This is a genomic window from Caballeronia glathei (assembly GCF_000698595.1).
Classification (GTDB): domain Bacteria; phylum Pseudomonadota; class Gammaproteobacteria; order Burkholderiales; family Burkholderiaceae; genus Caballeronia; species Caballeronia glathei.
The window spans coordinates 1-26,207 of record NZ_JFHC01000014.1 but is presented as its reverse complement, the minus strand read 5'-3'; the positions used below and the strand labels follow the sequence as shown (position 1 = coordinate 26,207).

Genomic DNA, 26,207 nt, shown 5'->3' with positions numbered 1-26,207 from the left:
GAAGACCGATGGAGCAAGCGGAACTGCGTGCGCGCAGCGACATGGCCACTCGCACGGAACAGCCGCACGGTGCGCTGCATCGCGGACTGACGTGGAAGGATGCGTTCTGGGTGACGAGCGGCGTACCGGCCGGCGTGCTGTTTACGATAGGCGGCGTATGCGCGACCATCGGGCAGCCCGCATGGGCGATCTGGATCGCGTCGATATCGATGGGCCTCATCCAGAGCGCCACCTATGCGGAAATCTCGGGCCTTTTCCCGCACAAGTCGGGCGGGGCCTCCGTGTACGGCGCGATCGGCTGGGTGCGTTACAGCAAGCTGCTCGCGCCGGTCTCCGTATGGTGCAACTGGCTCGCGTGGTCGCCGATGCTCGCGCTCGGCACCGGGCTCGCGGCGAACTATGCGCTGTCCGCGCTCTTTCCCGCCGACGCGGCGATCAACACGTGGCATCTCACGATCGCGGACCTGTCGTTCATCAAGGCGGGTCTCACGCTGCGCATCAACACCACGTTCCTGCTCGCGGCCGCGCTCCTGCTCATCACGTTCCGGCTGCAGCACAGCGGCGCGTCGAAGGCAGCGAAGACGCAGCGCATTCTAGGCATTGCGTCGCTGACGCCGCTTCTGATCGTCGGCATCGTGCCGTTCGTCACGGGCGACGTGCCGCTCGCGCACCTCTTTCCGCTGCTGCCGCTGGGACACGACGCACAGGGTAACGTGACGGCCTCCGCGTTCGGCGCATGGAACGGCACCGGCATCACGATGGCGATGGGCGCGATGTTCATGGCTGGCTGGGCGTCGTATGGCTTCGAGACATCCGTGTGCTACACGCGCGAATTCCGCGATCCGAAGCGCGATACCGCGAAGGCGATCTTCTGGTCGGGCGCGCTGTGCCTCGTCGTGATGACGCTCGTGCCGATCGCGTTCCAGGGCGTGCTCGGCACGGCGGGCATGCTCGATCCGCGCATCGTCGACGGCACGGGCGTCGGCGCCGCGATGGCGCACATGGTGGGCGGCGGCGCGTGGGTGGCGAATGCGATCGTCGTGATGCTGATGCTGTCGGTGCTGCTGATCGTGATGACCTCGATGATGGGTTCGTCGCGCACGCTCTATCAGGCGTCCGTGGACGGCTGGCTGCCGCGCTTCCTCGCGCACGTGAACGAGCACGGCGCGCCGACGCGCGCGATGTGGACCGACCTCGGCTTCAACCTCGTGCTGCTGCTGATGTCGGACTACATGACCGTGCTGTCGATCTCGAACGTCTGCTATATGGTCTTCGTGTTCCTCAACCTGCAATCCGGCTGGATCCACAGGATGGATCGCGGCAGCTGGAAGCGGCCGTTTCGCTGCCCGACCTGGCTGCTCGCGCTCGGCGCGCTGTGCGGCTACGCCAACCTCGCGTTCATCGGCGCGGGTGCGGACCTGCAGGGCGAGGGCACGATGCGCAATGGCCTGATCGCGGTGCTGCTGATCCTGCCGGTCTTCGCCTACCGTCATTTCTGGCAGGACAAGGGGCGCTTTCCCGCGCGCATGGCCGAAGACATGGAACTCGAAGCTTCGCCGTCGCAGCGGCGCGGCGTGCGCGACCTGCTGCCCTTCGGCGCGCTGGCGCTCGCGGTTGCCGTCGTGTGGATTTCGCACCGGCTCGCTTATGGCGGCGCGCATTGAGCGTGTCGGTTTCTGCCAAACCCGTGTCGTGTTGGACACACGTCTCATCGTCAGGCGAGCGCTACGCTCGTTGCACGGAGCGTGACATCGGCTCACGCGTGCCGGCAACGAGACATGGAGACGAACAATGAGCAGCAATCGCGGCGTCGTTTATCTGGGGCAGGGCAAGGTCGAAGTGCAGTCGATCGACTATCCGAAGATGGTCGATCCGCGTGGCCGCGCGATCGGCCACGGCGTGATTCTGAAGGTGGTCAGCACGAACATTTGCGGCTCCGACCAGCACATGGTGCGCGGGCGCACCACCGCACAGGTAGGACTCGTGCTCGGCCACGAGATCACGGGCGAAGTGATCGAGATCGGGCGGGACGTGGAAACGCTCGCCATCGGCGATCTGGTGTCGGTGCCGTTCAACGTTGCCTGTGGTCGCTGCCCGACCTGCAAGGCGCAGCACACGGGTGTCTGCCTGAACGTGAATCCGTCGCGTGCGGGCGGCGCCTACGGATACGTGGACATGGGCGGCTGGATCGGCGGGCAGGCGGAGTACGTGATGGTCCCGTATGCCGATTTCAATCTGCTGAAGTTTCCCGACCGCGCGCAGGCGATGTCGAAGATCCGCGACCTCACCTGCCTCTCGGACATCCTGCCGACGGGCTACCACGGCGCCGTGATGGCGGGCGTCAAGCCGGGCGCCACGGTGTATGTCGCGGGTGCGGGGCCGGTCGGGATGGCCGCGGCCGCGTCGGCGCGGCTGCTCGGCGCAGCCTGCACGATCGTCGGCGACATGAACGAGGAGCGTCTCGCGCACGCGCGCAAGATGGGCTTCGAGACCGTGGATCTTTCAAGGGACGCGACGCTCGGCGAGCAGATCGAACAGATTCTCGGCAAGCCCGAGGTGGATTGCGCGGTGGACTGCGTGGGCTTTGAAGCGCACGGGCACGGCAGCAGCGGACACAGCGAGGAAGCGCCGGCGACGGTGCTCAATTCGCTGATGGAGATCACGCGCGCGGCTGGCGCGATCGGTATTCCGGGCCTCTATGTGACCGACGACCCGGGCGCGGCCGACGCCGCTGCCCGCAAGGGGAGCCTCAGCATCCGTTTCGGCCTCGGCTGGGCGAAGTCACATTCCTTCCATACGGGGCAGACGCCCGTGATGAAGTACAACCAGAACCTGATGCAGGCCATCCTGTGGGACCGGCTTCCGATCGCGGATATCGTCAACGTGTCGGTCGTTTCGCTCGATGAAGCGCCGGAAGGCTATCGGAAGTTCGATGGCGGGGCGCCGCGGAAGTTTGTCATCGATCCGCATGGGCTCCTGAAGGCGGCATAAGCGCCGCCAACGCAGTGCGGTCGGGTGGCGCTTCCCAGGCGCGGTCCGGCCGCAAGTGCACCGAGTGGCGCTTACGCCACCAACACGGGCACGGCCGCGAGCGGCGGCACCTGCTTGCGCCGTTCCCTCGTGGGCGCCGTGCCGAACGCATCGCGATAGCTCTTCGAAAAATGGCATGCGGACTGGAATCCGCATGCCATCGTGATGTGCATGATCGACATGTCGGTCTGCAGCAGCAGTTCACGCGCGCGCCGCAGCCTCAGCGTCAGGTAGTAGTGCGTCGGCGTCATGCCGAGATGCTCGCGAAAGAGCCGCTGCAACTGCCGCTGCGACATCCCGGCCAGCCGCGCGAGTTCCTCGCGCGAAAGCGGCTCCTCGATGTTGTTCTCCATCAGCGAGATCACTTCGAACAGCGACTTGTTGGCCGATCCCAGGCGCGCAACCAGCGGCATGCGCTGCTGTGCGCTCGTATCGCGCACGTGCTCGACGATGAACTGCTCCGCGATCTGCGTGACCCGCGCCGTTCCCACCCGCGCGGCGATCAGGTTGAGCATCATGTCGAGCGGCGCGACGCCCCCCGTGCAGGTCACCCGATCGCGGTCGATCACGAACAGTTCCTTGAGAAAGCGCGTGTCGGGAAACTCTTCCTTGAGCGCCGACATGTTCTCCCAGTGAATCGCGCACGCATAGCCTGCGAGAAGTCCTGCGCGGGCTAGCGCGTAGGTTCCGGTACAGAGGCTTCCGAGCGTGCTTCCGAGCCGTGCGAAGCGGCGCAGCGCAGCAAGATGCGCGGGCGTGGTGGCCCGCTGAACATCGATCCCTCCGACCACGAACACGATATCCGGCTGCCCCACGCATTCGACCGGCCCCGTGTCCACCGACAGTCCGTTGCTCGCCGTGACGGGCCCCCCGTCTGGGCTCACGATGGACCAGCGGTAGAGCGGCTGCCCGGTCAGGTAGTTCGCCATGCGCAGCACTTCGATGGCGTTGGTGAACGCGATCATCGTGAAGTTCGGAAGCGGCATGAATGCGAAATGCGACAGCGACGCCGTGCGATCGGGAGACATGGGAGGAGTGATTCCTTCGAATCTGTAATGTGCTTCGTCGTGGGGAGCGACGACTTCTGCATTTTGATTACGATTGCAACTACCATGCCATCAGGCTAAACCCTGAGCGGGATGATATATCGTGGATCGCTAATCAATGCCGCACCGCAACGGGGCCGGCAAGGGTTTCTCACGCACCGCCAGCGCGCAATCAAAACCCGTCGCGGTGCGGCAGGGCTCAGGGGATACCCGGCCTTACCTCAAACGCGCCCGGCTGACTTGTCGAAAAGAGACGCGCATGTCGGAAAAGGCCAAGAACGCGTCTGAATTCGTAAATTGACGCGTGGGGCGAGAGTCAAGAATAGACGCATCGGAGCCCGCTACGAAACGGCCTTTCCGGCTGGTGCCGGTGCTTCGCAAACCGCCTATTCTCCTGACCCACGGACCTCACATGTCGAATCCGAATCCCTTCTTCGAAGCGCCGCTCGCCACACGCGACGCAGCGGTGCGCGGCGCCGTCCTCAAAGAGCTGGAGCGCCAGCAGTCGCAAGTCGAATTGATCGCGTCGGAAAACATCGTGTCGCGAGCGGTACTCGAGGCACAGGGCTCGGTGCTCACCAACAAGTATGCGGAAGGCTACCCGGGCAAGCGCTATTACGGCGGCTGCGAGTTCGTTGACGAAATCGAAATGCTCGCCATCGATCGCATCAAACAGCTGTTCAATGCGAAGTTCGCGAACGTGCAGCCGCATTCGGGCGCACAGGCGAATGGCGCCGTGATGCTCGCCCTCGCGAAGCCGGGCGACACCGTGCTCGGCATGTCGCTCGACGCGGGCGGCCACCTCACGCACGGCGCGAAGCCGGCGCTTTCGGGCAAGTGGTTCAATGCGGTGCAGTACGGCGTCAATCGCGACACGATGCTGATCGACTACGAACAGATCGAGGAGCTGGCGCAGCAGCACAAGCCGACGCTGCTGATCGCGGGCTTTTCCGCCTATCCGCGCAAGCTCGACTTCGCGAAGCTGCGCGCCATTGCCGACAACGCCGGTGCGAAGCTGATGGTCGACATGGCGCACATTGCCGGCGTGATCGCAGCGGACCGCCATCAGAACCCGGTCGAGCATGCGCACGTCGTCACGTCCACCACGCACAAGACGCTGCGCGGCCCGCGCGGCGGCTTTGTGCTGACGAATGACGAGGACATCGCGAAGAAGATCAACTCGGCCGTCTTCCCCGGTCTGCAGGGCGGGCCGCTCATGCACGTGATCGCGGGCAAGGCGGTCGCATTCGGCGAAGCGCTGCAGCCGGGCTTCAGGACCTACATCGACAACGTGCTTGCCAATGCCCAGGCGCTCGGCGACGTGCTGAAGGCGGGCGGCGTCGACCTCGTGACGGGCGGCACCGACAACCATCTGCTGCTCGTCGATCTGCGTCCGAAGGGCCTCAAGGGCAATCAGGTCGAGCAGGCGCTCGAGCGCGCGGGCATCACGTGCAACAAGAACGGCATTCCCTTCGATACCGAGAAGCCGACCGTCACGTCGGGCATCCGTCTCGGCACGCCTGCGGGCACGACGCGCGGCTTCGGCGTGAGCGAGTTCCGCGAAATCGGGCGGCTGATCGTCGAAGTGCTCGACGCGCTGCGCGCTTCGCCCGAAGGACATGCCGCCACCGAACAGCGCGTGCGCCGCGAGATCTTCGCGCTATGCGAACGCTTCCCCATCTACTGAGAACACCTGGAGCAAGAGATGAGCAACCTGCATGAAAACAGCATCATCATCGACGGCCTGAACATTTCGAAGTTCGAGCGCTCCGTGTTCGAGGACATGAGAAAGGGCGGCGTGACGGCGGTGAACTGCACGGTATCGGTATGGGAGAGCTTCCAGAAGACCGTCGACAACATCGCCGAAATGAAGCAGCAGATCCGCGAGTACAGCGAGATCCTGACGCTCGTGCGCACGACCGCCGACATCCACCGCGCGAAGAAGGAGAACAAGACCGGCATCATCTTCGGCTTCCAGAACGCGCATGCGTTCGAGGACAACCTCGGCTATATCGAAGCGTTCAAGGACCTGGGCGTGAACGTGGTGCAGCTTTGCTACAACACGCAGAACCTGGTCGGCACCGGCTGCTATGAACGCGACGGCGGACTGTCGGGCTACGGGCGCGAGGTGATTCAGGAGATGAACCGGGTCGGCATCATGGTCGACCTCTCGCACGTGGGCGGCAAGACGTCGTCCGAGGCGATCGCCGCGTCGAAGAAACCGGTGTGCTACTCGCACTGCTGCCCTTCGGGCCTGAAGGAGCATCCGCGCAACAAGTCCGACGAGCAGCTGAAGGAAATCGCCGATGCGGGCGGCTTCGTCGGCGTGACGATGTTCGCGCCGTTTCTGAGGCGCGGCCCGGATGCGACGGTGGAGGACTACATCGAGGCGATCGGTTACGTCGTCAACCTGATCGGAGAAGACCAGGTCGGCATCGGCACGGATTTCACGCAGGGCTACAGCACCGAATTCTTCGACTGGATCACGCACGACAAGGGCCGCTACCGCCAGTTGACGAACTTCGGCAAGGTCGTGAACCCCGAGGGCATCCGCACGATCGGCGAGTTTCCGAACCTGACCGCCGCGATGGAGCGCGCCGGCTGGAGCGAGACGCGCATCAGAAAGATCATGGGCGAGAACTGGGTGCGGGTGTTCGGCGAAGTCTGGAACGTCTGAATCCCTCGATAAAAATACACGGAGCCTCCACGATGCAACCTCAACTGCCTATCGACGTCGATCCGAACACCGGCGTCTGGACCACCGACGCGCTGCCGATGCTGTACGTGCCGCGCCATTTCTTCACCAACAACCACGTGGCGGTCGAGGAAGCGCTCGGCCGCGACACCTACGCCGGGATTCTCTACAAGGCCGGCTACAAGTCCGCCTACCACTGGTGCGACAAGGAAGCAAAGCAGCACGGCCTGACCGGCATGGCGGTCTTCGAGCATTACCTCAAGCGCCTGTCGCAACGCGGCTGGGGCATCTTCACGATCCGGGAAGCCGATCCGGCCACGTCGCACGCGCGCATCGAACTGCGCAACTCGTCGTTCGTGCTGGCGCAGCCGGGCAAGGAAGGCAGGCTTTGCTACATGTTCGCAGGCTGGTTCGCGGGCGCGATGGACTGGGTCAACGACACGGCTTCCGCTTCGGCGAAGAAGGGTCCGCGCTCGCATTCCGTCGAAACGCAATGCGCGGCGGAAGGTCACGACCACTGCGTGTTCGAAGTGTCGCCGCTCGCGTCGTAAGCACGAGCAAAGCAATATCATTTCCGAGGTCGATCGCGATGCGTTACCCCAACCTTTTCAAACCTCTCACGCTGAACAAGCTGACCCTGCGCAACCGCATCGTCAGCACCGCGCACGCGGAGGTCTACGCGGAGCCGGGCGGCCTGCCGGGCGACCGTTATATCCGCTACTACGAAGAGAAGGCGAAGGGCGGCGTCGGTCTTGCCGTATGCGGCGGCTCGAGCCCGGTGTCGATCGACAGCCCGCAAGGCTGGTGGAAGTCGGTGAATCTTTCGACCGACAGGATCATCGATCCGCTCTCGCGTCTTGCCGAAGCAATGCATCGCCATGGTGCGAAGATCATGATCCAGGCGACGCACATGGGCCGCCGCTCCGCATGGCATGGCGAGCACTGGCCGCATCTGATGTCGCCTTCCGGCGTGCGCGAACCGGTGCATCGCGGAAACGCCAAGATCATCGAAATCGAAGAGATCAAGCGCATCATTCAGGACTTCGCGGCGGCCGCGAAACGCGTGAAGGATGCGGGCATGGACGGCATCGAGATCTCCGCGGCGCACCAGCACCTGATCGACCAGTTCTGGAGCCCGCGCACGAACTTCCGCACGGATGAATGGGGCGGCTCGCTGGACAACCGTCTGCGCTTCGGCGTGGAAGTGCTGCAAGCGGTGCGTGAAGCGGTTGGCGCGGACTTCTGCGTTGGCCTGCGCATGTGCGGCGACGAGTTCCATGAAGACGGCCTCGATCACGAACACCTGAAGGAAATCGCACACGCGATGTCCGAAACGGGCCTGATCGATTACGTCGGCGTGATCGGATCGGGCGCGGATACGCACAACACGCTTGCGAACTGCATGCCGCCGATGGCGCTGCCGCCCGAGCCGTTCGTGCATCTCGCCGCGGGCATCAAGTCCGTGGTGAAGCTCCCGGTGATGCATGCGCAAAGCATCCGCGACGCGGGCCAGGCCGAGCGGCTGCTCGCGAGCGGCATGGTCGATCTGGTCGGTATGACGCGCGCGCAGATTGCCGATCCGCACATGGTCATCAAGATCCGCGATGGCCGCGAGGACGAGATCAAGCAATGCGTCGGTGCGAACTACTGCATCGACCGGCAGTACAACGGGCTCGATGTGCTGTGCGTGCAGAACGCGGCGACCTCACGCGAAGGCACCATGCCGCATGTGATCGAGAAGACGCGCGGCCCGAAGCGCAAGGTGGTGGTGGTCGGCGCGGGCCCCGCCGGACTCGAGGCGGCACGCGTGGCGAAGTCGCGCGGTCATGACGTCGTGCTGTTCGAGAAGAACGACTACGTCGGCGGGCAGATCATGCTGGCCGCGAAGGCGCCGCAGCGTGAGCAGATGGCGGGCATCGTGCGCTGGTTCGACATGGAGACGAAGCGCCTCGGCGTGGACCGGCGCCTCGGTGTCGCCGCCGACGAGAAGGCCATCATGGCCGAGAAGCCGGACATCATCGTTCTTGCTACGGGCGGCTCGGCGTTCACGTCGCAGGTGCCGGCGTGGGGCGTCGGCGAGGGCCTGGCTGTGAGTTCGTGGGACGTTCTGTCGGGCAAGGTCGAGCCGGGCAAGAACGTGCTCGTGTACGACGGCGTGAGCACGCATGCGGGCGCGGGCGTCGCGGACTTCATGTCGAGCCGCGGCTCGAACGTGGAGATCGTGACGCCGGACGTGAAGGTCGCGGACGACGTGGGCGGCACGACGTTCCCCATTTTCTATCGGCGCCTCTATGCGCAAGGCGTGATCCATACGCCGAACTACTGGCTCGACAAGGTGTATGAGGAGGACGGCAAGAAGATCGCGGTGATCCGCAACGAGTACACCGAGGAGCAGGAGGAGCGCGCGGTCGATCAGGTGGTGATCGAGAACGGCAGCACGCCCAATGACGGGCTGTACTGGAAGCTCAAGGGCGAGTCGCTCAACCGCGGGCAGGTGGACGTGCACAAGCTGTTCGCATCCGAGCCGCAGCCTTCATTGAACGAGGAACTCGGCAACGGGCGCTTTCTGCTGTTCCGTGTCGGCGACTGCATCTCGATGCACAACATCCACGGTGCGATCTACGACGCGCTCCGTCTTTGCAAGGACTTTTGACGATGAGCCCCGTGTTAGTCATCACCGTCTTGCTCTGGGTATCGGTGGCCGGCCTCGCGTTCGCGGTCGCGAAGCGCGCCGCGTACTGGCGCGAAGGCCGCGCGACGGCGGCCGGCGCCTACGGCTGGACCAACCTGCTCGCAATCCCGAAGCGCTACTTCGTCGACCTGCATCACGTGGTCGCGCGTGATCCGTACATCGCGAAGACCCACGTCGCGACCGCCGGCGGTGCGATCCTCGCGATGGCGCTCGTCTTCCTGAACTACGGCCTCGCCATCTACTCGCCGTGGCTCGACAAGGTGATCTTCCTCGCGGCGCTCGTCATGCTGGTCGGCGCGGTGTTCGTGTGGCGCAGGCGCCATGGCGCGAAGGCGGTGCCCGCGCGTCTTTCGCGCGGTCCGTGGGACAGCCTGCCGCTTCTGCTGGGCTCGTTCGCGCTCGGCCTCGCGCTGTTCGTCGTGTTGCCCGCGTCGGCGATGTCGGGTGCGCTCGCGGCGATCGTCGCGCTGCTGATTGCGGCGGGCGCGTTCGCGATGACCTTCGGGGCCGCACGCGGCGGACCGATGAAGCACGCGCTGGCGGGGCTTCTGCATCTCGCGTTTCATCCGCGCCAGGAACGCTTCAGGCCGCGCCGCGAAGACGACGCGGTGCCGCCGACGGCGCTCAAGATGCCCGTGCTCGACGCGAAGGAATACGGCGTCGGCAAGCCGGTGGAGTTTCGCTGGAATCAGTTGCTGAGCTTCGACGCCTGCGTGCAGTGCGGCAAGTGCGAGGCCGCGTGCCCCGCGTTCGCGTCGGGTCAGCCGCTCAACCCCAAGAAGCTGATCCAGGATCTCGTGACCGGCATGGTCGGCGGAACGGATGCGGCCTATGCGGGCAGTCCGACCCCCGGCATTCCCGTGGGCAAGCATGGCGGCGCGCCGGGCAAGCCGCTCATTTCGAGCCTGATCGAGGCGGACACCATCTGGTCATGCACGACGTGCCGCGCCTGTGTGCAGGAGTGCCCGATGCTGATCGAGCACGTCGATGCGATCGTCGACATGCGGCGCAACCAGACGCTCGTCGAGGGCATCGTGCCGGGCAAGGGGCCGATCACGCTCGCGAACCTGCGCGAGACCGGCAGCGCGAACGGTTACGACATCGGCGCGCGCTACGACTGGGCCGTCGATCTGCAGGTGCAGGTCGCGCAGCCGGGGCGGCATGTGGACGTGCTGCTGATCGCAGGCGAGGGCGCCTTCGACATGCGCTATCAGCGCACCCTGCGAGCGCTCGTGAAGGTGTTCAACAAGGCGGGCATCGACTACGCGGTGCTCGGCGGCGTGGAAACCGACACAGGCGACACGGCCCGCCGTCTCGGCGACGAAGCGACTTTCCAGCAGCTCGCGAAGCAGCTCATCGGCACGCTTTCGCGCTATTCGTTCGGCAAGATCGTCACCGCCGATCCGCACGTGATGCACAGCCTGCGCAACGAGTATCGCGCGCTCGGCGGCTTTTACGACGTGCAGCACCATACTTCGCTGATCGCGGAGATCGTCGAAAGCGGCAAGCTCTCGCCGCGCGCGGCGGCCGCGATCGCGGAGAAGAAGATCACGTATCACGATCCGTGCTATCTGGGCCGCTACAACGGCGAGACCGAAGCGCCACGCAAGCTGCTGAAGACTATCGGCATAAAGGTGATCGAGATGGAGCGCCACGGCATGCGCGGACGCTGCTGCGGCGGTGGCGGCGGCGCGCCGCTGACCGATATCCCCGGCAAGCAGCGCATTCCCGATATCCGCATCGCCGATGCTCGCGCGGTGGATGCCGAGATCGTCGCGGTGGGCTGCCCGAACTGCACGGCGATGCTGGAAGGCGTCGTGGGTCCGCGTCCGGAAGTGCTCGACGTGGCGGAACTCGTCGCTGCCGCGCTGGAGTAACACGATGAACGACATCAAACGAATCGATCCGCGCCGGCCGTTCACGATCACGGCCGAGGGACTCAAACGGATCACGCTGGGTGCGGTGGGCACGGCAGGCGCCATGGATTTCGTCGCTTCGGGCGGCCATCGCGAGCAGGCGAAGCCGCGCCGCACGACGGCCGCGCCGCAACGCGCGCTGCTGGTGGCGGCCCATACGGACCGCGGCGCACTCGACGACCACGCGCGGCAGGCGCTGGCCGCCGCCGCGCTGATCGCCGACGCGCAAACCGAAGTCGTGCTGCTCGCGTTCGGCGAGTTCAACGACGACGCTGCCGTGCTCGGCGCGGACAAGCTGATCGCCTTGCCGCAGTTCGACCGGCGCGCCTTCGCGCCGCAAGACGAACTGAACGCACTCGCCGCGTGCGTCGCGGCCTATGCGCCCGCGCACGTCTTCCTGCCCGACAACGCGACCGGCGATGGCGACCTCGGCCGCCGCTACGCCGCCTATGCGAATGCGAGCGCGGCGGCCCATGTCGTCGAGATCGACGCGGCGCATGTCGCGGTGTACGTCCAGGCGAAGAAGGCCTATGCGGTGCGCGCGCTGCCGGAAGTGATCCTGCTCGCGCCGAACGCCGTCGATCCGAAGCTGCCATTCGTGGGCGCGGGCGAACGGGCGGAGCCTTTCGGCGTCGCTGCGTCGTCGGGGACCTATCGCGACCTGGGCATCGAGGAACTGGACGCCGCGCAAGTCGCGCTGGAAGAAGCGGATTTCATCGTGTCGGCGGGGAACGGGGTCTCCGACGTCGCCGCATTCGAGCGTCTCGCGGGCACGCTGGGCGCCGCGATCGGCGCGAGCCGTGTCGCGGTGGACGACGGCAAGTTCACGCGCGACAAGCAGATCGGGGCGACGGGCAAGACCGTCGATGCGAGCGTCTACATCGCGTTCGGCATTTCGGGCGCGGTGCAGCACTTGCAGGGCATCAAGGATTGCAGGCACGTGATCGCCGTGAACCTCGACGCGAGCGCGCCGATCGCCAAGCGCGCGAACCTCACGATCATCGCGGACGCACAGGAAACAATCGCCGCGCTCAACGACGCAGCCGCGGCGGCGCGCAGCGCGCGCGGCACCGGCGCCGCGCTGCTGCATTCGGCGGGCATCGCAGAAGGAGCACTCGCATGAAGATCGCCGTACTCGTTTCGGTGGGACGCCATCCGGTCAGCGCGAAGGCGCGCTACAGCCGCAACGACGCCGCCGCGCTGACGATGGCGCTCGCCATCGCGAAGGATCGCGGCGCGGCGCTCGACGTGCTGCATGCGGGCGACCCGTCCGAGCCCGCGCTGCAGGAGTATCTCGCGCTCGGTGCCGCGCGTGTCGAAGTGCTCGACGTGGACGGCGACGCCATCGCCGCGCTTGCGGCGCGTCTCAAGGGCTACGACCTGGTGATGACCGGCACGCGGGCCGAAGGCGCGTATGACAGCGGCATGCTGCCGTATCGCCTCGCCGACGCGCTGGGCGTTGCGCTGCTCGGATCGGCGGTCGATGCCGCCGTGCAGGACGCGGGCGTCGAGGTCCGGCAGTTCATGCCGAAGGGCTTGCGCAGGCGGGTTCGGGCGTCGCTGCCCGCGCTCGTCGCGGTGCATCCGATGGCGAATGCTGCGCCGCGCTACGCCTACGCGCGTCTGCGCGAGGGCACGATCGCACCGGTCGTCACGCGCGCCGCCGCCGACGCCGAAAGCCTTCAGTGGACGATCAGGCCCGCGGCCGCGAAACCGGCGCGGCTCGCGGCCGCCGAGAAGCGCTCGGGCCACGCGCGCATGCTCTCGGCGACCACGACCGAGAGCCGCGGCGGCAGCGTCGTAATTGAAGGGAGTTCCGTCGAAAAAGCACAAGTGATTCTGGCGTATTTGCGCGAGCATCAACTCGTCGATTACTGATTTTTCGATCGCAGGATACCCGCCCCGAGAGGGCCCGGAAAGGGGCATGAGCGGGGCACCCAAGGCACAACGGAGCACACGATGAAAGTTTCGGCAGACGTTCGCGCAATGATCGAACGCCGCAAGAAGGGCCATACGCTCGAAGCGCCGTTCTACACGAGCGAGGAGATTCACGCGCTCGATCTGGACGTGATTTTCCGGCAGCACTGGATTCAGGTCGCGGTCGAGCCGGATGTGCCTGAACCCGGCGACTACGTGACGGTGGAGATCGGCAACGATTCGGTCCTGATCGTGCGCGATGACGACATGCAGATCCGCGCCTTCCACAACGTGTGCCGCCATCGCGGCGCGCGTCTGTGCAACGCTGAGAAAGGCTCGCTCGGCAACATCGTGTGCCCGTATCACAGCTGGACGTACAACCTCACCGGCGACCTGATGTTCGCCGAGCACATGGGCGAGCAGTTCGACCGCTGCAAGCACAGCCTGAAGCGCGTTCATCTGGAGAATCTCGCGGGCCTGATCTTCATCTGTCTCGCGGAAAACCCGCCCGCCGATTTTGCCGTGATGCGCGCCGCGATGGAGCCGTATCTGCTGCCGCACGGGCTTGCCGAATGCAAGGTGGCGGCGTCGGTGGATATCCTCGAGGACGGCAACTGGAAGCTCACGATGGAGAACAACCGCGAGTGCTATCACTGCGTGGCGAACCATCCCGAGCTCACGATTTCCCTCTACGAATACGGCTTTGGCTATCAGCGCACGCCCGCCAACGAGGAAGGCATGGCCGCGTTCGAAGAGACCGTCGCGCGCCGCACCGCGCAGTGGGAGGCGATGGACCTGCCGTCGGCGGAAATCGAACGTCTGTCCGATCTCGTCACCGGCTTTCGCACGCAGCGCCTGCCGCTCGATCGCGACGGCGAATCGCAGACGCTCGACGCGAAGGTCGCGTCGAAGAAGCTGCTCGGCGGCTTCGAGCGCGCCGACCTCGGCGGCCTGTCGTTCTGGACGCAGCCGAATTCGTGGCATCACTTCATGAGCGATCACATCGTGAGCTTCTCGGTGATTCCGCTGTCGGCGGGCAGGACGCTCGTGCGCACGAAGTGGCTCGTGCACAAGGACGCGCGCGAAGGGATCGACTACGACGTCAACAACCTCACCGCGGTGTGGCGCGCGACGAACGACCAGGACCGCACGCTCGTCGAATATTCGCAGCGCGGCGCGGCGAGCAGCGCGTACGAGCCGGGCCCGTATTCGCCGTTCACCGAAGGTCTCGTCGAGAAGTTCTGCGAGTGGTACATCGCCCGGCTCGCCGACCGTGCCGACGCGCCCGACACCCAGGACACGAACGACGCATCGACCGCTTCGCGCGGCGAGAAAGTCGTGTCCTTCATGCGCTGAAGCGCCGCCTGAACTGTGAGGAGTAGAAGATGATGCGCGATCAGGCGACGTTCGGGGCCGCAAGCCGTGTGACCCAGCCGCAGTTCTGGGGAGCGCTGCCCGCGCGCTGGAACAGCGATACCGACGACACGCTCGTCTGCTGCCATGTCCGGCAGGAGACGCACGACGTCAAGAGCTTCTTCTTCCGCGCGCCGGACGAACGGGCGTTCGTGTTCGAGCCGGGGCAGTTCATTACGCTAGAACTCGATATCGAAGGCGAAGCGATCAACCGGTGCTACACGATCTCGTCACCGCCCACGCGCCCGCACACCATTTCGATCACGGTCAAGCGCGTGCCGGGCGGCAAGGTCTCGAACTGGCTGCACGACAACCTGCAGCCGGGCGGCGCGGTGCGCGTGCTCGGGCCGTCGGGCGAGTTCACGTGCGCGCGGCATCCGGCGCGCAAGTTCCTGTTCCTGTCGGCGGGCTCGGGCGTCACGCCGCTCATGTCGATGAGCCGCGCACACCATGAGCTCGGCGAGGACAGCGATATCATCTTCGTGCATAGCGCCCGCACGCCCGACGACATCATCTTCGCCCGCGAACTCGATCTGATCGCGGCGAACCAGTCGAATTTCCGCGCGGCGTTCGTGTGCGAGCGTGTCGGTGCACGCACGAACTGGCCGGGCGTCACCGGCTTTCTCACGCTGCCGCTGCTCAAGCTGATCGCGCCGGATTACCTCGAGCGCGAAATCTTTACCTGTGGCCCGGCGCCCTACATGAAGGCGGTCCGCGACCTGCTCGACGAGGGCGGCTTCGATCGCAAGCACTATCACGAAGAGAGCTTCTCGTTCGAGACGCTCGCTGAAGCGCCCACGCAACTGACGACCGTGCACGTGGCCGACGCGCTGCACGCAGCCAACGGCTTCGCACCCGCTCCGGCGGAAGCCGAAACCCAGGCCGAATCCGAACCGGAAACGGAAACCACGTACAAGGTCAGCTTCGCGAAAAGCAATCGCGAGATCGTCTGCGGCAGCGGGCAGCACGTGCTCGATGCCGCGAAAAAGGCGGGCGTCCGGCTCGCGGCGTCCTGCACGCAGGGCATGTGCGGCACGTGCAAGGTGAAGCTCGTCTCGGGCCAGGTCGACATGAAGCACGCGGGCGGAATCCGTCAGCGCGAGATCGACCAGGGGATGGTGCTGTTGTGCTGCAGCAGGCCGCTGACGGATCTCGTTGTCGACAAGTAGGCAGAAGAACAAGACCGGCCGCGAAGACGCCGGAGGAGAGAGCGAGGTCGCATCCGGACAACTGGATGTCGGAAATGAACGTTACCGGTCAATTCTGGCTGGTGATTCTGAGTGCTTCAAGGCATGGACCGCGAAAGGGAGAGTGAGATGGGATTGTTCAGAAAAATGCTGGTTCTGAGCGCGATGAGCGCGGCGCTGGCGGCGGCCAGCACGGGCGCTTGCGCCGACACCAAGCCTACGATCAAGATCGGCTACGTGGAAGGCTGGGATGACAGCGTGGCGACGTCGAACGTGGCGGCACGCATCATCGAGAAGCGGCTCGGCTATCAGGTGCAGCTCGTGCCCGTCGCGGCGGGTGTGATGTGGCAGGGCGTGGCGCGCGGCGATCTCGATGCGACGCTCTCCGCATGGCTCCCGGTGACGCACGGCGCGTACTGGAACAACTTCAAGGCGAAGGTCGTGAACCTCGGCCCGAATTTCAACGATGCGAGGATCGGGCTGATCGTGCCGGAAAACGCGGATGTGAAGAGCATGACGGACCTCGAAGCGAAGAAGGACGAGTTCGGCTCGCGCATCGTCGGCATCGATGCCGGTGCGGGCGTGATGCAGAAGACGAGCGAAGCCATCAAGGCCTACAATCTCGACTACAAGCTGATGCCGAGCTCGGGCAGTGCGATGACCGCCGAGCTGGCGCGCTCGGAAGCGGCGAGCAAGCCGATCATCGTGACGGGCTGGAAGCCGCACTGGATGTTCGCGAAGTACAAGCTGAAATTCCTCGACGATCCGAAGAAAGTGTTCGGTGAGGCGGAGCACGTCGACAGCGTGGTGAATCCGGAACTCGAAAAGAAGGCGCCGCCCGTCGTGGCGTTCCTCAAGAAATTCCAGTGGAAGCCGGGCGAGATCGACAGCGTGATGCTCGCGACGCAGAACGGCCAGAAGCCGGCGTCGGCGGCCGATGCATGGATCGGCGCGCATGGCGACCGGGTGGATAGCTGGGTGAAGTGAGTGCGTCGAGTGTGAGTTGAAGACAAGCGCCGCTGACAAAGCGGCGCTTTTTCGTTTACTGCAGCACGACCGTTCGATCGCCATTGATGAACACGCGCCGCTCGATGAACGCCTTGACCGCCCGCGCGAGCGTGATGCATTCAACGTCACGGCCCGTCGCGAGCAGACGCTCCGGACTGTACGAATGGTCCACGCGCTCGACTTCCTGCTCGATGATCGGACCCTCGTCGAGATCGTCGGTGACGAAGTGCGCGGTCGCGCCGATCAGCTTCACGCCGCGCGCATGCGCCTGATGGTAGGGCTTCGCGCCCTTGAAGCCGGGCAGGAACGAGTGGTGGATGTTGATCGCGCGCCCCGCGAGCCTGCGGCTCGTCGCGCCGGAAAGAATCTGCATGTAGCGCGCGAGCACCATCAGTTCGGCGCCGGAGGTCTCGAACAGATCGATGACGCGCGCTTCCTGTTGCGCCTTGGTATCGGCGGTGACGGGCAGATGATGGAACGGCAGGCCGTGCTGCTCGGCGAGCGGCGCGAGGTCCGTGTGGTTCGAGGCGATGCCGACGATGTCCATCTTCAGTTCGCCCATGCGCCAGCGGAACAGCAGGTCCGCGAGACAGTGCTCGAGCTTCGACACCATGATCAGCACCTTCGGACGCGCGCCGACGTCGTGCATCGCCCACGTCATGTGAAAGCCTGCGGCGATGGGATCGAATTCGCGTTTCAGGGCTTCGATCTGCAGCGTCTCGTCACGCTCCATGCCATGAAATACGCAGCGCACGAAGAAGCGCCCGCTCAGGTCGTCGTCGAAGACGGTCAGCTCGTCGATGTAGCAATGATGCCGGTCGAGAAAGCCGACGACGGCGGCGACCTGTCCCGCCGCGCTCGGACACGCGACGGTGAGCACCAGTTGGTGAGGACGGGAATCGGCGGACATGCGGTCTCCACTTGTGCGTTCATGCAGGTTGGGCAGCGCCGCGGACGCGGCGCGCATGAACGAAGTAGAGCAAACCGGCAGCCCGGGAGGATAGAAGCTAAGCGCCGTCGCGCTGGTACGCAAGCGTCAGGCCTGCTGTCTGGGCCGCCTACGCTGTCTCGACGCCGCATTCGTCGAGCAGCCACTGGACGAATGCACGGACCGCGGGTGACGGCGTACGCGGCGTCACGAGCACATAGCCGCGTTCGGTGACGACGGGCGCGTCGAATAACCGGACGAGTTGGCCCGTTGCGATCAGCTCGTCGACGAGCGGCGCCCAGCCGAGCGCCACGCCTTGCCCCATGACCGCCGCGTGCGCGACGAACGCATAGCTGTTGAAGGTGATGCCGCGGTGCGCGGGCGGCGGCGCGAGCCCGTGCGCCGCGAACCAGCCATCCCACGACAGCCAGCGCTCGGGCGTCGTCGGCTCCAGATGCAGAAGCGGGAGCGAGGCGAGATCGGCGGTCGAGCCCAGGCCCGCATGGGCGGCCGCGAACGACGGGCTGCACACGGGCGTGACTTCCTCGGCGAAGAGCTTCAGCGTTTCGCGCGGGCCCCAGTCGCCGCTCGCATCGCCGAACGCGATCGCGATGTCCGCATGGTCGTGCGATGGGTCGAACACCGTCTGGGACGTGATGATCCTGACATCGACATCGGGCATCAGCGCCTTGAACTGCGAAAGGCGCGGCATTAGCCAGTAGGTGGCGAAGCCGAAGTCGGTCGATAGCGTCAGCGTGCGCGGGGTATGCCGTGCGCGGATCTCCGCGGTGGCGAGGCGGATCGTGTCGAGCGCGCTGCGCACGGCGTCGAAGAGGCGCATGCCGTCTTCGGTCAGCGTGACGCCGCGATGGCCGCGCTCGAAGAGCGGCGCGCCGAGCGCTTCCTCCAGTTGCACGACGCGCTGGCTCACGGCCGGCTGCGTGGAGCCGAGTTCGCGCGCGGCGGCGGTGAAGCTCGCAAGACGCGCGGCCGATTCGAACATCGACAGCGCCTGCATCGGCGGCAAGCGGTCCTGCCTGGGCATAACTCCCCCTTATGGGCGCATAACGATTTGCCGTCTTCACAGCTTCAATATGGACGGCAATAGTGACGCTCAAACGCGGTAAGACACTTCTGCGATTCTATTCGAGGCGCGCTCACATGCTCAGCACGAAACAAAACATCCTTATTCTGATGGCCGACCAGATGACGCCGTTCGCGCTTGCCGCGTACGGCCACCGGCTGACGAAGACCCCGCATCTCGATGCGCTCGCCAAGCGCGGCGTCGTCTTCGATTCGGCTTACTGCGCGAGTCCGCTGTGCGCGCCTTCGCGGTTCTCGCTGCTCTCGGGCAAGCTGCCTTCCGCGATCGGCGCCTACGACAATGCCGCCGAGTTCGCATCGCAGACGCTCACGTTCGCGCACTATCTGCGCGCGGAGGGATATCGCACGGTCCTCTCCGGCAAGATGCATTTCTGCGGAGCGGATCAGCTGCACGGCTTCGAAGAGCGCCTGACCACCGACATCTATCCCGCTGACTTCGGCTGGACGCCCGACTGGGCACACTTCGATGCGCGCCCGACGTGGTACCACAACATGAGTTCGGTGATCGACGCGGGGCCCTGCGTGCGCACGAACCAACTCGACTTCGACGACGAAGTGACCTTCACCACGCGCCAGAAGCTGTTCGACATCGCGCGCGAGCGCAGCGCGGGCAAGGATGCGCGGCCGTTCTGCATGGTGGCGTCGCTCACGCATCCGCACGACCCGTACGCCATTCCGCAGAAATACTGGGACATGTACCGCGATGAGGACATCGACATGCCTCGCCATCGCGATCCGCTGCATGCGTGCGACCCGCATTCGAAGCGGCTGCGCCATGTGTACGAGACCGACCGCACGCCGCCGACGGATCAACAGGTCCGCAACGCGCGGCGCGCCTACTATGGCGCGATTTCCTACGTCGACGATCAGTTCGGGGCGATCCTGCAGGCGCTGAAGGACACGGGGCTGGATGACGACACCATCGTGATCGTGACGTCCGACCATGGCGAGATGCTCGGCGAGCGCGGCCTCTGGTACAAGATGACGTTCTTCGAGGGCGGCTGCCGCGTGCCGCTCATCGTGCATGCGCCGAAACGGTTCGATGCGCATCGCGTGAGCGCGTCGGTGTCGCATCTCGATCTGCTGCCCACGCTCGCCGAACTTGCTCGCGGCGAGCCGCGCGACGCGTGGCCCGACTCGCTCGATGGCCGAAGCCTCGTGCCGCATCTGCTGAATGCCGGGAATGCCCACGACGAAGCGATCGGCGAATACCTCGCGGAAGGCGCGATCGCGCCGATCGTGATGCTGCGCCGCGGGCGTTTCAAGTTCATTCATTCGCCTGCCGATCCCGATCAGCTCTACGACCTGGCGGCCGATCCGCTGGAGCGCAACAACCTCGCCGCGGATTCGGGCAACGAATTGCAGGTCGCGGCGTTTCGCGAGGAAATCGCGAAACGCTGGGACATTGCCGCATTGCATGACGAAGTCGTGACGAGCCAGCGGCGCAGGCGCTTTCACTTCGAAGCGACGACGCAAGGCGTGATCGAGTCATGGGACTGGCAGCCCGAAGTCGACGCGAGCCAGCGCTACATGCGCAATCACATCGACCTCGACACCCTGGAGGCGATGGCCCGCTTCCCGGCCGTCGTGCGTTGAGTGCCACTCCCACATAACAGGAAGACCCGATGAAAAAGCCCTTCGAACAGGCGCTGTTCAGCGCCGCCGTGCTCTGCGCGACTACGCTCGCGTGTGCCGCCGAACCGCCCGCATGCATGCAGGTGAGAATGGCCGGCCCCGGCTGGACCGATATCGATGCGACCAACGCGATGGCCGGCGTGGTGCTCAAGGCGCTCGGCTACCATCAGAACGTGGCGAACCTGTCGGTGCCGATCACGTATCAGGGTTTGAAGAAAGGGCAGATCGACGTCTTCCTCGGCAACTGGATGCCTGCGCAGGCACCGCTCGTCAAGCCGTTCGTCGAGGAGAAATCGGTTGAAGTGATGCGCCCGAACCTGAGCAACGCCAAGTTCACGCTGGCCGTGCCCGACTATGTCGCAGCGGCGGGCGTGCATTCGTTCGCCGACCTCGCGAAGAACGCCGACAAGTTCGACAGCAGGATCTACGGCATCGAACCGGGCGCACCGGCGAACCAGAACATCAAGAAGATCGTCGACGAGAAGGCATTCGGGCTCGGCACCTGGAAGGTGGTCGAGTCGAGCGAGACGGGGATGCTCACGCAAGTGGAGCGCGCGGTTCGCGACAGGAAGTGGATCGTGTTTCTGGCGTGGGAGCCGCATCTGATGAACACGAAGTTCAAGCTGACCTATCTCGACGGCGGTGACAGGTACTTCGGCCCGAACTACGGCGGCGCGACGGTCAACACCGTGGCACGCGCGGGTTATGCCGGGCAGTGCCCGAACGTCGGGCGCCTCTTCAGGCAACTCTCGTTCAACGTCGATCTGGAAAACGGCGTCATCACCGATGTGCTCGATAAGAAGACGAACATCGACGCGGCCGCCACCGATGCGCTCAAGCATCACCCGGAGTTGCTCAGGACGTGGCTCGACGGCGTGAACACGGCGAGCGGCGCCAACGGGCTCCAAGCCGTGCAGGCTGCACTGGGCGTCAAGTGAGTTCTCGAGTCGCAACTGGACAGATTTGCGTCGCAATCGGTCGAGCCGGTCTGAATATGAGCCCGTATTTTTACACCATCGATGCACGCGGCCACACTGCTCGCGTGCATCCGCATCGCCAGCAATAGCAGTCCTCGTCACGCCTACTCACGCGAAACGGTGTCGCGCGATAGCGATATCGCACGCGGCATGGAATCGCTTTCTCCAACGAATACGCATTATCAGCAAGCAGGGGATAAGCAGATGAAGAAGAACATTGCCGCCAGGGTCGCGGGCCTCGCGCTCGGCGCGAGCGCCGCATGCGCGCCCGCGCTCGCGCATGCACAGAGCAGCGTGACGCTGTACGGCATTCTCGATGCGGGCATCACCTTTGTGAACAACACGGGCGGCGCGCATGTCTGGAAGTTCGACGACGGCATTTCGTACGGCAACCGGATCGGCTTCAGAGGCGTCGAGGATCTCGGCGGGGGCCTGCAGGCCGTGTTCGTCCTCGAATCGGGCTTTCGGCTCGGCACCGGCCAGTATCTGTTCGGCGGTGCGGAGTTCGGGCGGCAGGCGTATGTGGGGTTGAAGAACGCGTGGGGCACGCTCTCGTTCGGCAATCAGCTCGACATGACCGAGGAGTTCGTCTATCTGTACAACATCTCGGCGTGGGCGAGCGGCTACGCGATCCACCAGGGCGACTTCGACCGCATGAACGGCGACCGCCTGCCGAACTCGGTCAAGTTTCTTTCGAACGATTTCGCGGGCTTCACGTTCGGCGGCATGTATTCGTTCGGCAACAACGCGGGCAACTTCCATCAGAACAGCGCATGGAGCGTGGGCGCGCACTATGCGCGCAACACGTTCAACATCGGTGCGGCCTATACGCAGCTGAACAATCCGTTCGGCATCTATGCGTTCGATCCGTACGCGATGATCGGCACGCGCACGTTCCTCGGCCAGCCGACCGTGTCCGTCGATCCCGCGACGGGCGCCGTGACCGACCTCTTCAGCTCGACCCCGTTCCCGGTGGACAAGCAGGGCGCGTTCGCGATCGGCGCGGCCTATACGATCGGCGACGTGATGCTCTCGGGCAACTTCACCTACACGACCATCAAGGGTCTCGGCGAAACCTCGCATATGCAGGTGTATGAAGGCGGCGCGTCGTACAGCTTCACGCCGGCGCTGAGCCTGTACGGCGGCTACCAGCACACGCGTTTCGAAGGCAACCACTGGAATCAGGGCTCGCTCGGCCTGCACTACCTGCTCTCGAAGCGCACCGACGTCTACATCTCCGGCGACTATCTGCGCGCATCGGATGGCGTGAACGCGGTGATCGGCTACAGCTTCACGCCCTCGTCGTCGAATACGCAGAGCGATGTCCGGATCGGCATGCGGCATTCGTTCTGACGTTCAGCCCGCGGCAACGGCTTCCGCGATGCGCAACGCGCTGCGGTCGTGCCGCGGGCTCGTGCCGAAGCGCGTGCGATACGTGCGCGAGAAATGCGACGGCGATTCGAAGCCGCAGGCAACGCATACCGCCATGATCGACATGTCGGTCTGTTGAAGAAGCTCGCGAGCGCGAGCCAGGCGCAGGCCGAGGTAGAAATGCGTCGGCGTGTCCTTCAGCGCCGAGCAGAAGAGGCGTTCCAGCTGACGCCGCGTCACGCTGATCGACTCCGCGAGCCGGTCCGGCGAGAGCGGCTCCTCCATGTTCTGCTCCATCACGCCGATCACCTGAATCAGCTTGCGGTTGTGGATGCCGTAGCGCGCCGCGATCTGCATGCGCTGATGATCCGAGCGCTGGCGTATGCGCCCGAGCACGAACTGCTCGGAGACCTGCGCGGCGAGTTCCGCTCCATGCCGGCGCGCGATCAGGTCGAGCATCATGTCGATCGACGCCGTGCCGCCCGCGCACGTGATGCGCCGCTCGTCGATTTCGAACAGTTCCTCGCTCACGTCGAGCGACGGATAGCGCTCCCGAAATGCCGACGCCGCCTCCCAGTGCAGCGTCGCGCGCTCGCCGCCGAGCAGTCCCGCCTCGGCAAGAATGAAGCTGCCCGTATCGATGCCGCCGAGCGTGACGCCCGCGCGGTCGAGCCGCCGCAGCCATTCGCCGATTTCGCGCGTGTAGCACGCAAGCGGCTCGAAGCCCGCGACGACGAACACCGCGCTCGCGCCGCTCACGCTGTCAGGCGCGCCTTCCGCGTTCAGCGAAATGCCGTTGCTCGCGGCGACAGGGCCGCCGTCGGCGGAGAGAATGTGCCATCGGTACAGCGCGCCGCTGAAGCGGTTCGCGACGCGCAACGGCTCGATCGCCGACATGAAGCCGATCGAGGAAAACTCGGGAAGCAGCAGGAAATAGAAGTCTTCAGTGGCGTGCATTGCAGGGCGGCGGCATTTCTCGGACACGGACCGCCAAGCTAGCAAGCTGAAATTCGGGGCGCAACCGGGCGTGTCCCGCATCTCGCGGGGGCGCGTCCGGGTCGAGTGCCATGCCGGTGCCCCCATCGGGACCCCAGGTCGCTCCCAGGCAAAACGCGGTCGCAACCGGTCGCCTTCGCGCCATTATGCGGCGGTACTTTTATGCACGGGCGGGAAGAACGGCCCGCCCCAACCATCACCGGAATCAGCACGCCATGAGACCCTTTACGATCAAGCTCGCCTGCCTTTGCGCCGCGTTTGCGTGCGCTTTTGCGTCGACTGGCGCCGCCCGCGCGCAGGCGAAGGAGGATGCGTCGTGCCGCGCGGTGCGCTTCGTCGATATCGGCTGGACCGACATCACCGCGACGACCGCGCTCGCCTCCGTCGTCTTCGAAGGCCTCGGCTATGCGCCGAAAACCACCGTGGCCTCCGTGCCGATCTCGCTTGCCGGACTGAAGAGCAGGCAGATCGACGTGTCCCTCGGCTACTGGTGGCCGGTGCAGGAAAAGGCCGTCGCGCCGTTTCTCGAAGCGAAGTCGATCCAGAAGCTCGAACCGCCCAATCTCTCCGGCGCGAAGGCGACGCTCGCGGTGCCGGGCTACGAATACGATGCGGGCCTGAAGACCTTCGCCGATATCGCGAAGCATCGCGAGGAACTCGACGGCAAGATCTACGGCATCGAGCCGGGCAGCAGCGCGAACGCGAAGATCCAGAAGATGATCGACACGAACCAGTTCGGGCTTGGCGGCTTCAAGCTCGTGCAGTCGAGCGAGGCGGGCATGCTCGTGACCGTCGAGCGCGCGATCCGCGACAGGAAGTGGGTGGTATTCCTCGGCTGGGAGCCGCATCCGATGAACATCCAGATGAAGATCAACTACCTGTCGGGCGGCGACGAAGTGTTTGGCCCGAACTATGGCGAAGCGCGTGTCTACACGCTGACCAGTCCCGACTTCCTCACGCGCTGCCCGAACGCGGGCAGGCTGGTCACGAACCTGCGCTTCTCGACGCAGCTCGAAAACCAGCTGATGCAGCCGGTGATGAACAAGGAGCGCCCCGCCGATGCCGCGAAGGCGTACCTGAAGAAGAATCCGCAATTGCTGGATGCGTGGCTTGCGGGCGTGAAGACGGTCGACGGCAAGGACGGTCTGCCCGCGGTGAAGCAATACCTCGGTCTCTGAGTTTCCCTACAAGGACAGCGCGAACATGAACTACGAAGTGATCGTCACCTGCGCGGTAACGGGCGCGGGCGATACGACGAACAAGCACCCGGCCATTCCGGTCACGCCGAAGCAGATCGCCGATGCGGCCATCGAGGCCGCTCGCGCGGGCGCCACGGTTGCGCACTGCCACGTGCGCGATCCGAAGACCGGCCGCGGCAGCCGCGATCCGGCGCTGTACCGCGAGGTGGTGGACCGCATCCGCTCGTCGGATGTCGACGTGATCATCAACCTGACCGCGGGCATGGGCGGCGACCTGGAGATCGGCGCGGGCGAAGCGCCGATGCAGTTCGGCGCCGGGACGGACCTCGTGGGCGGGCTGACGCGGCTCGCGCATGTCGAGGAACTGCTGCCGGAAATCTGCACGCTCGACTGCGGCACGCTCAATTTCGGCGACGGCGATTACATCTACGTATCGACGCCCGCGCAGCTGCGGGCGGGCGCGAAGCGCATCCAGGAGCTGGGCGTGAAGCCCGAGCTTGAGATCTTCGACACTGGCCACCTGTGGTTTGCGAAGCAGATGCTCAAGGAGGGCCTGCTTGACGATCCGCCGCTCTTTCAGCTTTGCATGGGCATTCCGTGGGGTGCGCCGCCCGACACCGGCACGATGAAATCGATGGTCGACAACATGCCGCCCGGCGCGCACTGGGCAGGGTTCGGCATTGGCCGCATGCAGATGCCGATGGTCGCGCAGGCGATGCTGCTGGGCGGACATGTGAGGGTGGGGCTGGAGGACAACCTGTACCTCGACCGGGGCGTGCATGCAACCAATGGGTCGCTCGTGCAGCGCGCGGTCGAGATCATCGAGAGGCTTGGCGGCAGGGCTCTTGCGCCGACCGAAGGGCGCAGGAAGCTCGGTCTCCCGCCGCGAGGGGAGCGTTTGCTCGATCATCGTGCGCTGAAGGAATTTGCCTGACGCACACATTTTTTGCCGCTGGCGCTTGGACGGGGAACGTTCACGCCGTTTGATGCGCTTGCGCTTCCATGAAACTTGTATTGGCTTTGGTTTTTTGGTCGCTGGCGCTTGGGTTTGGGTTTGTTGTTTACGCCGTCTGATGCGCTTGTGCTCCTATGA

General features: G+C 65.1%; 21 protein-coding genes. 17 read left to right on the top strand and 4 right to left on the bottom strand.

The window, feature by feature from the left end; all coding sequences use genetic code 11:
- The first annotated feature begins 8 nt into the window (after positions 1-8).
- Positions 9-1,664: a trimethylamine N-oxide permease gene (locus tag BG61_RS11640; protein WP_035929043.1), complete on the top strand. Its 1,656-nt coding sequence runs from the start codon at positions 9-11 to the stop codon at positions 1,662-1,664.
- A gap of 127 nt (positions 1,665-1,791) precedes the next feature.
- Positions 1,792-2,991: a formaldehyde dehydrogenase, glutathione-independent gene (gene fdhA / locus BG61_RS11635; RefSeq protein WP_035929041.1), complete on the top strand. Its 1,200-nt coding sequence runs from the start codon at positions 1,792-1,794 to the stop codon at positions 2,989-2,991.
- A 71-nt stretch (positions 2,992-3,062) separates the two neighbouring features.
- On the opposite strand, the gene BG61_RS11630 is transcribed toward fdhA, so the two are convergent.
- Positions 3,063-4,058, bottom strand: coding sequence for a GlxA family transcriptional regulator (locus BG61_RS11630; protein WP_035929038.1), 996 nt, complete (start codon positions 4,056-4,058; stop codon positions 3,063-3,065).
- 430 nt (positions 4,059-4,488) lie between these two features.
- On the opposite strand from BG61_RS11630, the gene BG61_RS11625 reads away from it, so the two are divergent.
- The 10 genes from BG61_RS11625 to BG61_RS11580 all read left to right on the top strand — a co-directional run bounded on the left by BG61_RS11625 (position 4,489) and on the right by BG61_RS11580 (position 16,883).
- Complete coding sequence (locus BG61_RS11625; protein ID WP_035929036.1) at positions 4,489-5,763, top strand: serine hydroxymethyltransferase; 1,275 nt, start codon at positions 4,489-4,491, stop codon at positions 5,761-5,763.
- An 18-nt stretch (positions 5,764-5,781) separates the two neighbouring features.
- The gene (locus BG61_RS11620) at positions 5,782-6,753 is read left to right on the top strand and encodes a dipeptidase (RefSeq protein WP_035929033.1); all 972 of its coding nucleotides are present in this window, start codon (positions 5,782-5,784) and stop codon (positions 6,751-6,753) included.
- 32 nt (positions 6,754-6,785) lie between these two features.
- Positions 6,786-7,322, top strand: coding sequence for a DUF5943 domain-containing protein (locus BG61_RS11615; protein ID WP_035929031.1), 537 nt, complete (start codon positions 6,786-6,788; stop codon positions 7,320-7,322).
- A 38-nt stretch (positions 7,323-7,360) separates the two neighbouring features.
- A complete protein-coding gene (locus BG61_RS11610) occupies positions 7,361-9,424 on the top strand; it encodes an NADH:flavin oxidoreductase (protein ID WP_035929029.1) in 2,064 nt (687 codons plus the stop codon).
- Positions 9,425-9,426: 2 nt separating this feature from the next.
- On the top strand, positions 9,427-11,340 hold the full coding sequence (locus BG61_RS11605) for a (Fe-S)-binding protein (RefSeq protein ID WP_035929027.1): 1,914 nt from the start codon (positions 9,427-9,429) through the stop codon (positions 11,338-11,340).
- A 4-nt stretch (positions 11,341-11,344) separates the two neighbouring features.
- Positions 11,345-12,502 carry an electron transfer flavoprotein subunit alpha/FixB family protein gene (locus tag BG61_RS11600; protein ID WP_035929026.1) on the top strand — a complete coding sequence of 386 codons (1,158 nt, stop codon included), beginning with the start codon at positions 11,345-11,347 and terminating at the stop codon, positions 12,500-12,502.
- The gene (locus BG61_RS11595) at positions 12,499-13,257 is read left to right on the top strand and encodes a drug:proton antiporter (protein ID WP_035929024.1); all 759 of its coding nucleotides are present in this window, start codon (positions 12,499-12,501) and stop codon (positions 13,255-13,257) included. Before BG61_RS11600 ends, BG61_RS11595 begins: the two co-directional genes overlap by 4 nt.
- 81 nt (positions 13,258-13,338) lie before the next feature.
- Positions 13,339-14,652: an aromatic ring-hydroxylating oxygenase subunit alpha gene (locus tag BG61_RS11590; protein WP_035929022.1), complete on the top strand. Its 1,314-nt coding sequence runs from the start codon at positions 13,339-13,341 to the stop codon at positions 14,650-14,652.
- A 29-nt stretch (positions 14,653-14,681) separates the two neighbouring features.
- Entirely contained in the window at positions 14,682-15,878 is a 1,197-nt protein-coding gene (locus BG61_RS11585) for an FAD-binding oxidoreductase (RefSeq protein ID WP_035929020.1), read from the top strand.
- Between the two features lie 147 nt (positions 15,879-16,025).
- A complete protein-coding gene (locus BG61_RS11580; protein ID WP_035929016.1) occupies positions 16,026-16,883 on the top strand; it encodes a glycine betaine ABC transporter substrate-binding protein in 858 nt (285 codons plus the stop codon).
- 55 nt (positions 16,884-16,938) lie between these two features.
- On the opposite strand, the gene purU is transcribed toward BG61_RS11580, so the two are convergent.
- Together purU and BG61_RS11570 are read right to left on the bottom strand one after the other, a co-directional pair.
- A complete protein-coding gene (purU, locus tag BG61_RS11575; RefSeq protein WP_035929235.1) occupies positions 16,939-17,814 on the bottom strand; it encodes a formyltetrahydrofolate deformylase in 876 nt (291 codons plus the stop codon).
- 148 nt (positions 17,815-17,962) lie between these two features.
- Complete coding sequence (locus BG61_RS11570; protein WP_035929014.1) at positions 17,963-18,877, bottom strand: choline sulfate utilization transcriptional regulator; 915 nt, start codon at positions 18,875-18,877, stop codon at positions 17,963-17,965.
- A 116-nt stretch (positions 18,878-18,993) separates the two neighbouring features.
- On the opposite strand from BG61_RS11570, the gene betC reads away from it, so the two are divergent.
- The 3 genes from betC to BG61_RS11555 all read left to right on the top strand — a co-directional run bounded on the left by betC (position 18,994) and on the right by BG61_RS11555 (position 22,901).
- Positions 18,994-20,532 carry a choline-sulfatase gene (gene betC, locus BG61_RS11565; protein ID WP_035929011.1) on the top strand — a complete coding sequence of 513 codons (1,539 nt, stop codon included), beginning with the start codon at positions 18,994-18,996 and terminating at the stop codon, positions 20,530-20,532.
- 29 nt (positions 20,533-20,561) lie between these two features.
- Positions 20,562-21,509 carry a choline ABC transporter substrate-binding protein gene (locus BG61_RS11560; protein ID WP_035929010.1) on the top strand — a complete coding sequence of 316 codons (948 nt, stop codon included), beginning with the start codon at positions 20,562-20,564 and terminating at the stop codon, positions 21,507-21,509.
- 243 nt (positions 21,510-21,752) lie between these two features.
- On the top strand, positions 21,753-22,901 hold the full coding sequence (locus tag BG61_RS11555) for a porin (protein ID WP_035929233.1): 1,149 nt from the start codon (positions 21,753-21,755) through the stop codon (positions 22,899-22,901).
- Between the two features lie 3 nt (positions 22,902-22,904).
- On the opposite strand, the gene BG61_RS11550 is transcribed toward BG61_RS11555, so the two are convergent.
- Positions 22,905-23,876 carry a GlxA family transcriptional regulator gene (locus BG61_RS11550; RefSeq protein WP_035929007.1) on the bottom strand — a complete coding sequence of 324 codons (972 nt, stop codon included), beginning with the start codon at positions 23,874-23,876 and terminating at the stop codon, positions 22,905-22,907.
- A 254-nt stretch (positions 23,877-24,130) separates the two neighbouring features.
- On the opposite strand from BG61_RS11550, the gene BG61_RS11545 reads away from it, so the two are divergent.
- Complete coding sequence (locus tag BG61_RS11545; RefSeq protein ID WP_035929005.1) at positions 24,131-25,093, top strand: choline ABC transporter substrate-binding protein; 963 nt, start codon at positions 24,131-24,133, stop codon at positions 25,091-25,093.
- Between the two features lie 25 nt (positions 25,094-25,118).
- A complete protein-coding gene (gene cdhC / locus BG61_RS11540) occupies positions 25,119-26,048 on the top strand; it encodes a 3-dehydrocarnitine:acetyl-CoA trimethylamine transferase CdhC (RefSeq protein WP_035929002.1) in 930 nt (309 codons plus the stop codon).
- Positions 26,049-26,207: the final 159 nt, after the last annotated feature.

Coding starts and splice junctions, on each gene's coding strand:
- BG61_RS11640 (WP_035929043.1), top strand. CDS start 9: ATGGAGCAAGCGGAACTGCGTGCGCGCAGCGACATGGCCACTCGCACG.
- fdhA (WP_035929041.1), top strand. CDS start 1,792: ATGAGCAGCAATCGCGGCGTCGTTTATCTGGGGCAGGGCAAGGTCGAA.
- BG61_RS11630 (WP_035929038.1), bottom strand. CDS start 4,058: ATGTCTCCCGATCGCACGGCGTCGCTGTCGCATTTCGCATTCATGCCG.
- BG61_RS11625 (WP_035929036.1), top strand. CDS start 4,489: ATGTCGAATCCGAATCCCTTCTTCGAAGCGCCGCTCGCCACACGCGAC.
- BG61_RS11620 (WP_035929033.1), top strand. CDS start 5,782: ATGAGCAACCTGCATGAAAACAGCATCATCATCGACGGCCTGAACATT.
- BG61_RS11615 (WP_035929031.1), top strand. CDS start 6,786: ATGCAACCTCAACTGCCTATCGACGTCGATCCGAACACCGGCGTCTGG.
- BG61_RS11610 (WP_035929029.1), top strand. CDS start 7,361: ATGCGTTACCCCAACCTTTTCAAACCTCTCACGCTGAACAAGCTGACC.
- BG61_RS11605 (WP_035929027.1), top strand. CDS start 9,427: ATGAGCCCCGTGTTAGTCATCACCGTCTTGCTCTGGGTATCGGTGGCC.
- BG61_RS11600 (WP_035929026.1), top strand. CDS start 11,345: ATGAACGACATCAAACGAATCGATCCGCGCCGGCCGTTCACGATCACG.
- BG61_RS11595 (WP_035929024.1), top strand. CDS start 12,499: ATGAAGATCGCCGTACTCGTTTCGGTGGGACGCCATCCGGTCAGCGCG.
- BG61_RS11590 (WP_035929022.1), top strand. CDS start 13,339: ATGAAAGTTTCGGCAGACGTTCGCGCAATGATCGAACGCCGCAAGAAG.
- BG61_RS11585 (WP_035929020.1), top strand. CDS start 14,682: ATGATGCGCGATCAGGCGACGTTCGGGGCCGCAAGCCGTGTGACCCAG.
- BG61_RS11580 (WP_035929016.1), top strand. CDS start 16,026: ATGGGATTGTTCAGAAAAATGCTGGTTCTGAGCGCGATGAGCGCGGCG.
- purU (WP_035929235.1), bottom strand. CDS start 17,814: ATGTCCGCCGATTCCCGTCCTCACCAACTGGTGCTCACCGTCGCGTGT.
- BG61_RS11570 (WP_035929014.1), bottom strand. CDS start 18,877: ATGCCCAGGCAGGACCGCTTGCCGCCGATGCAGGCGCTGTCGATGTTC.
- betC (WP_035929011.1), top strand. CDS start 18,994: ATGCTCAGCACGAAACAAAACATCCTTATTCTGATGGCCGACCAGATG.
- BG61_RS11560 (WP_035929010.1), top strand. CDS start 20,562: ATGAAAAAGCCCTTCGAACAGGCGCTGTTCAGCGCCGCCGTGCTCTGC.
- BG61_RS11555 (WP_035929233.1), top strand. CDS start 21,753: ATGAAGAAGAACATTGCCGCCAGGGTCGCGGGCCTCGCGCTCGGCGCG.
- BG61_RS11550 (WP_035929007.1), bottom strand. CDS start 23,876: ATGCACGCCACTGAAGACTTCTATTTCCTGCTGCTTCCCGAGTTTTCC.
- BG61_RS11545 (WP_035929005.1), top strand. CDS start 24,131: ATGAGACCCTTTACGATCAAGCTCGCCTGCCTTTGCGCCGCGTTTGCG.
- cdhC (WP_035929002.1), top strand. CDS start 25,119: ATGAACTACGAAGTGATCGTCACCTGCGCGGTAACGGGCGCGGGCGAT.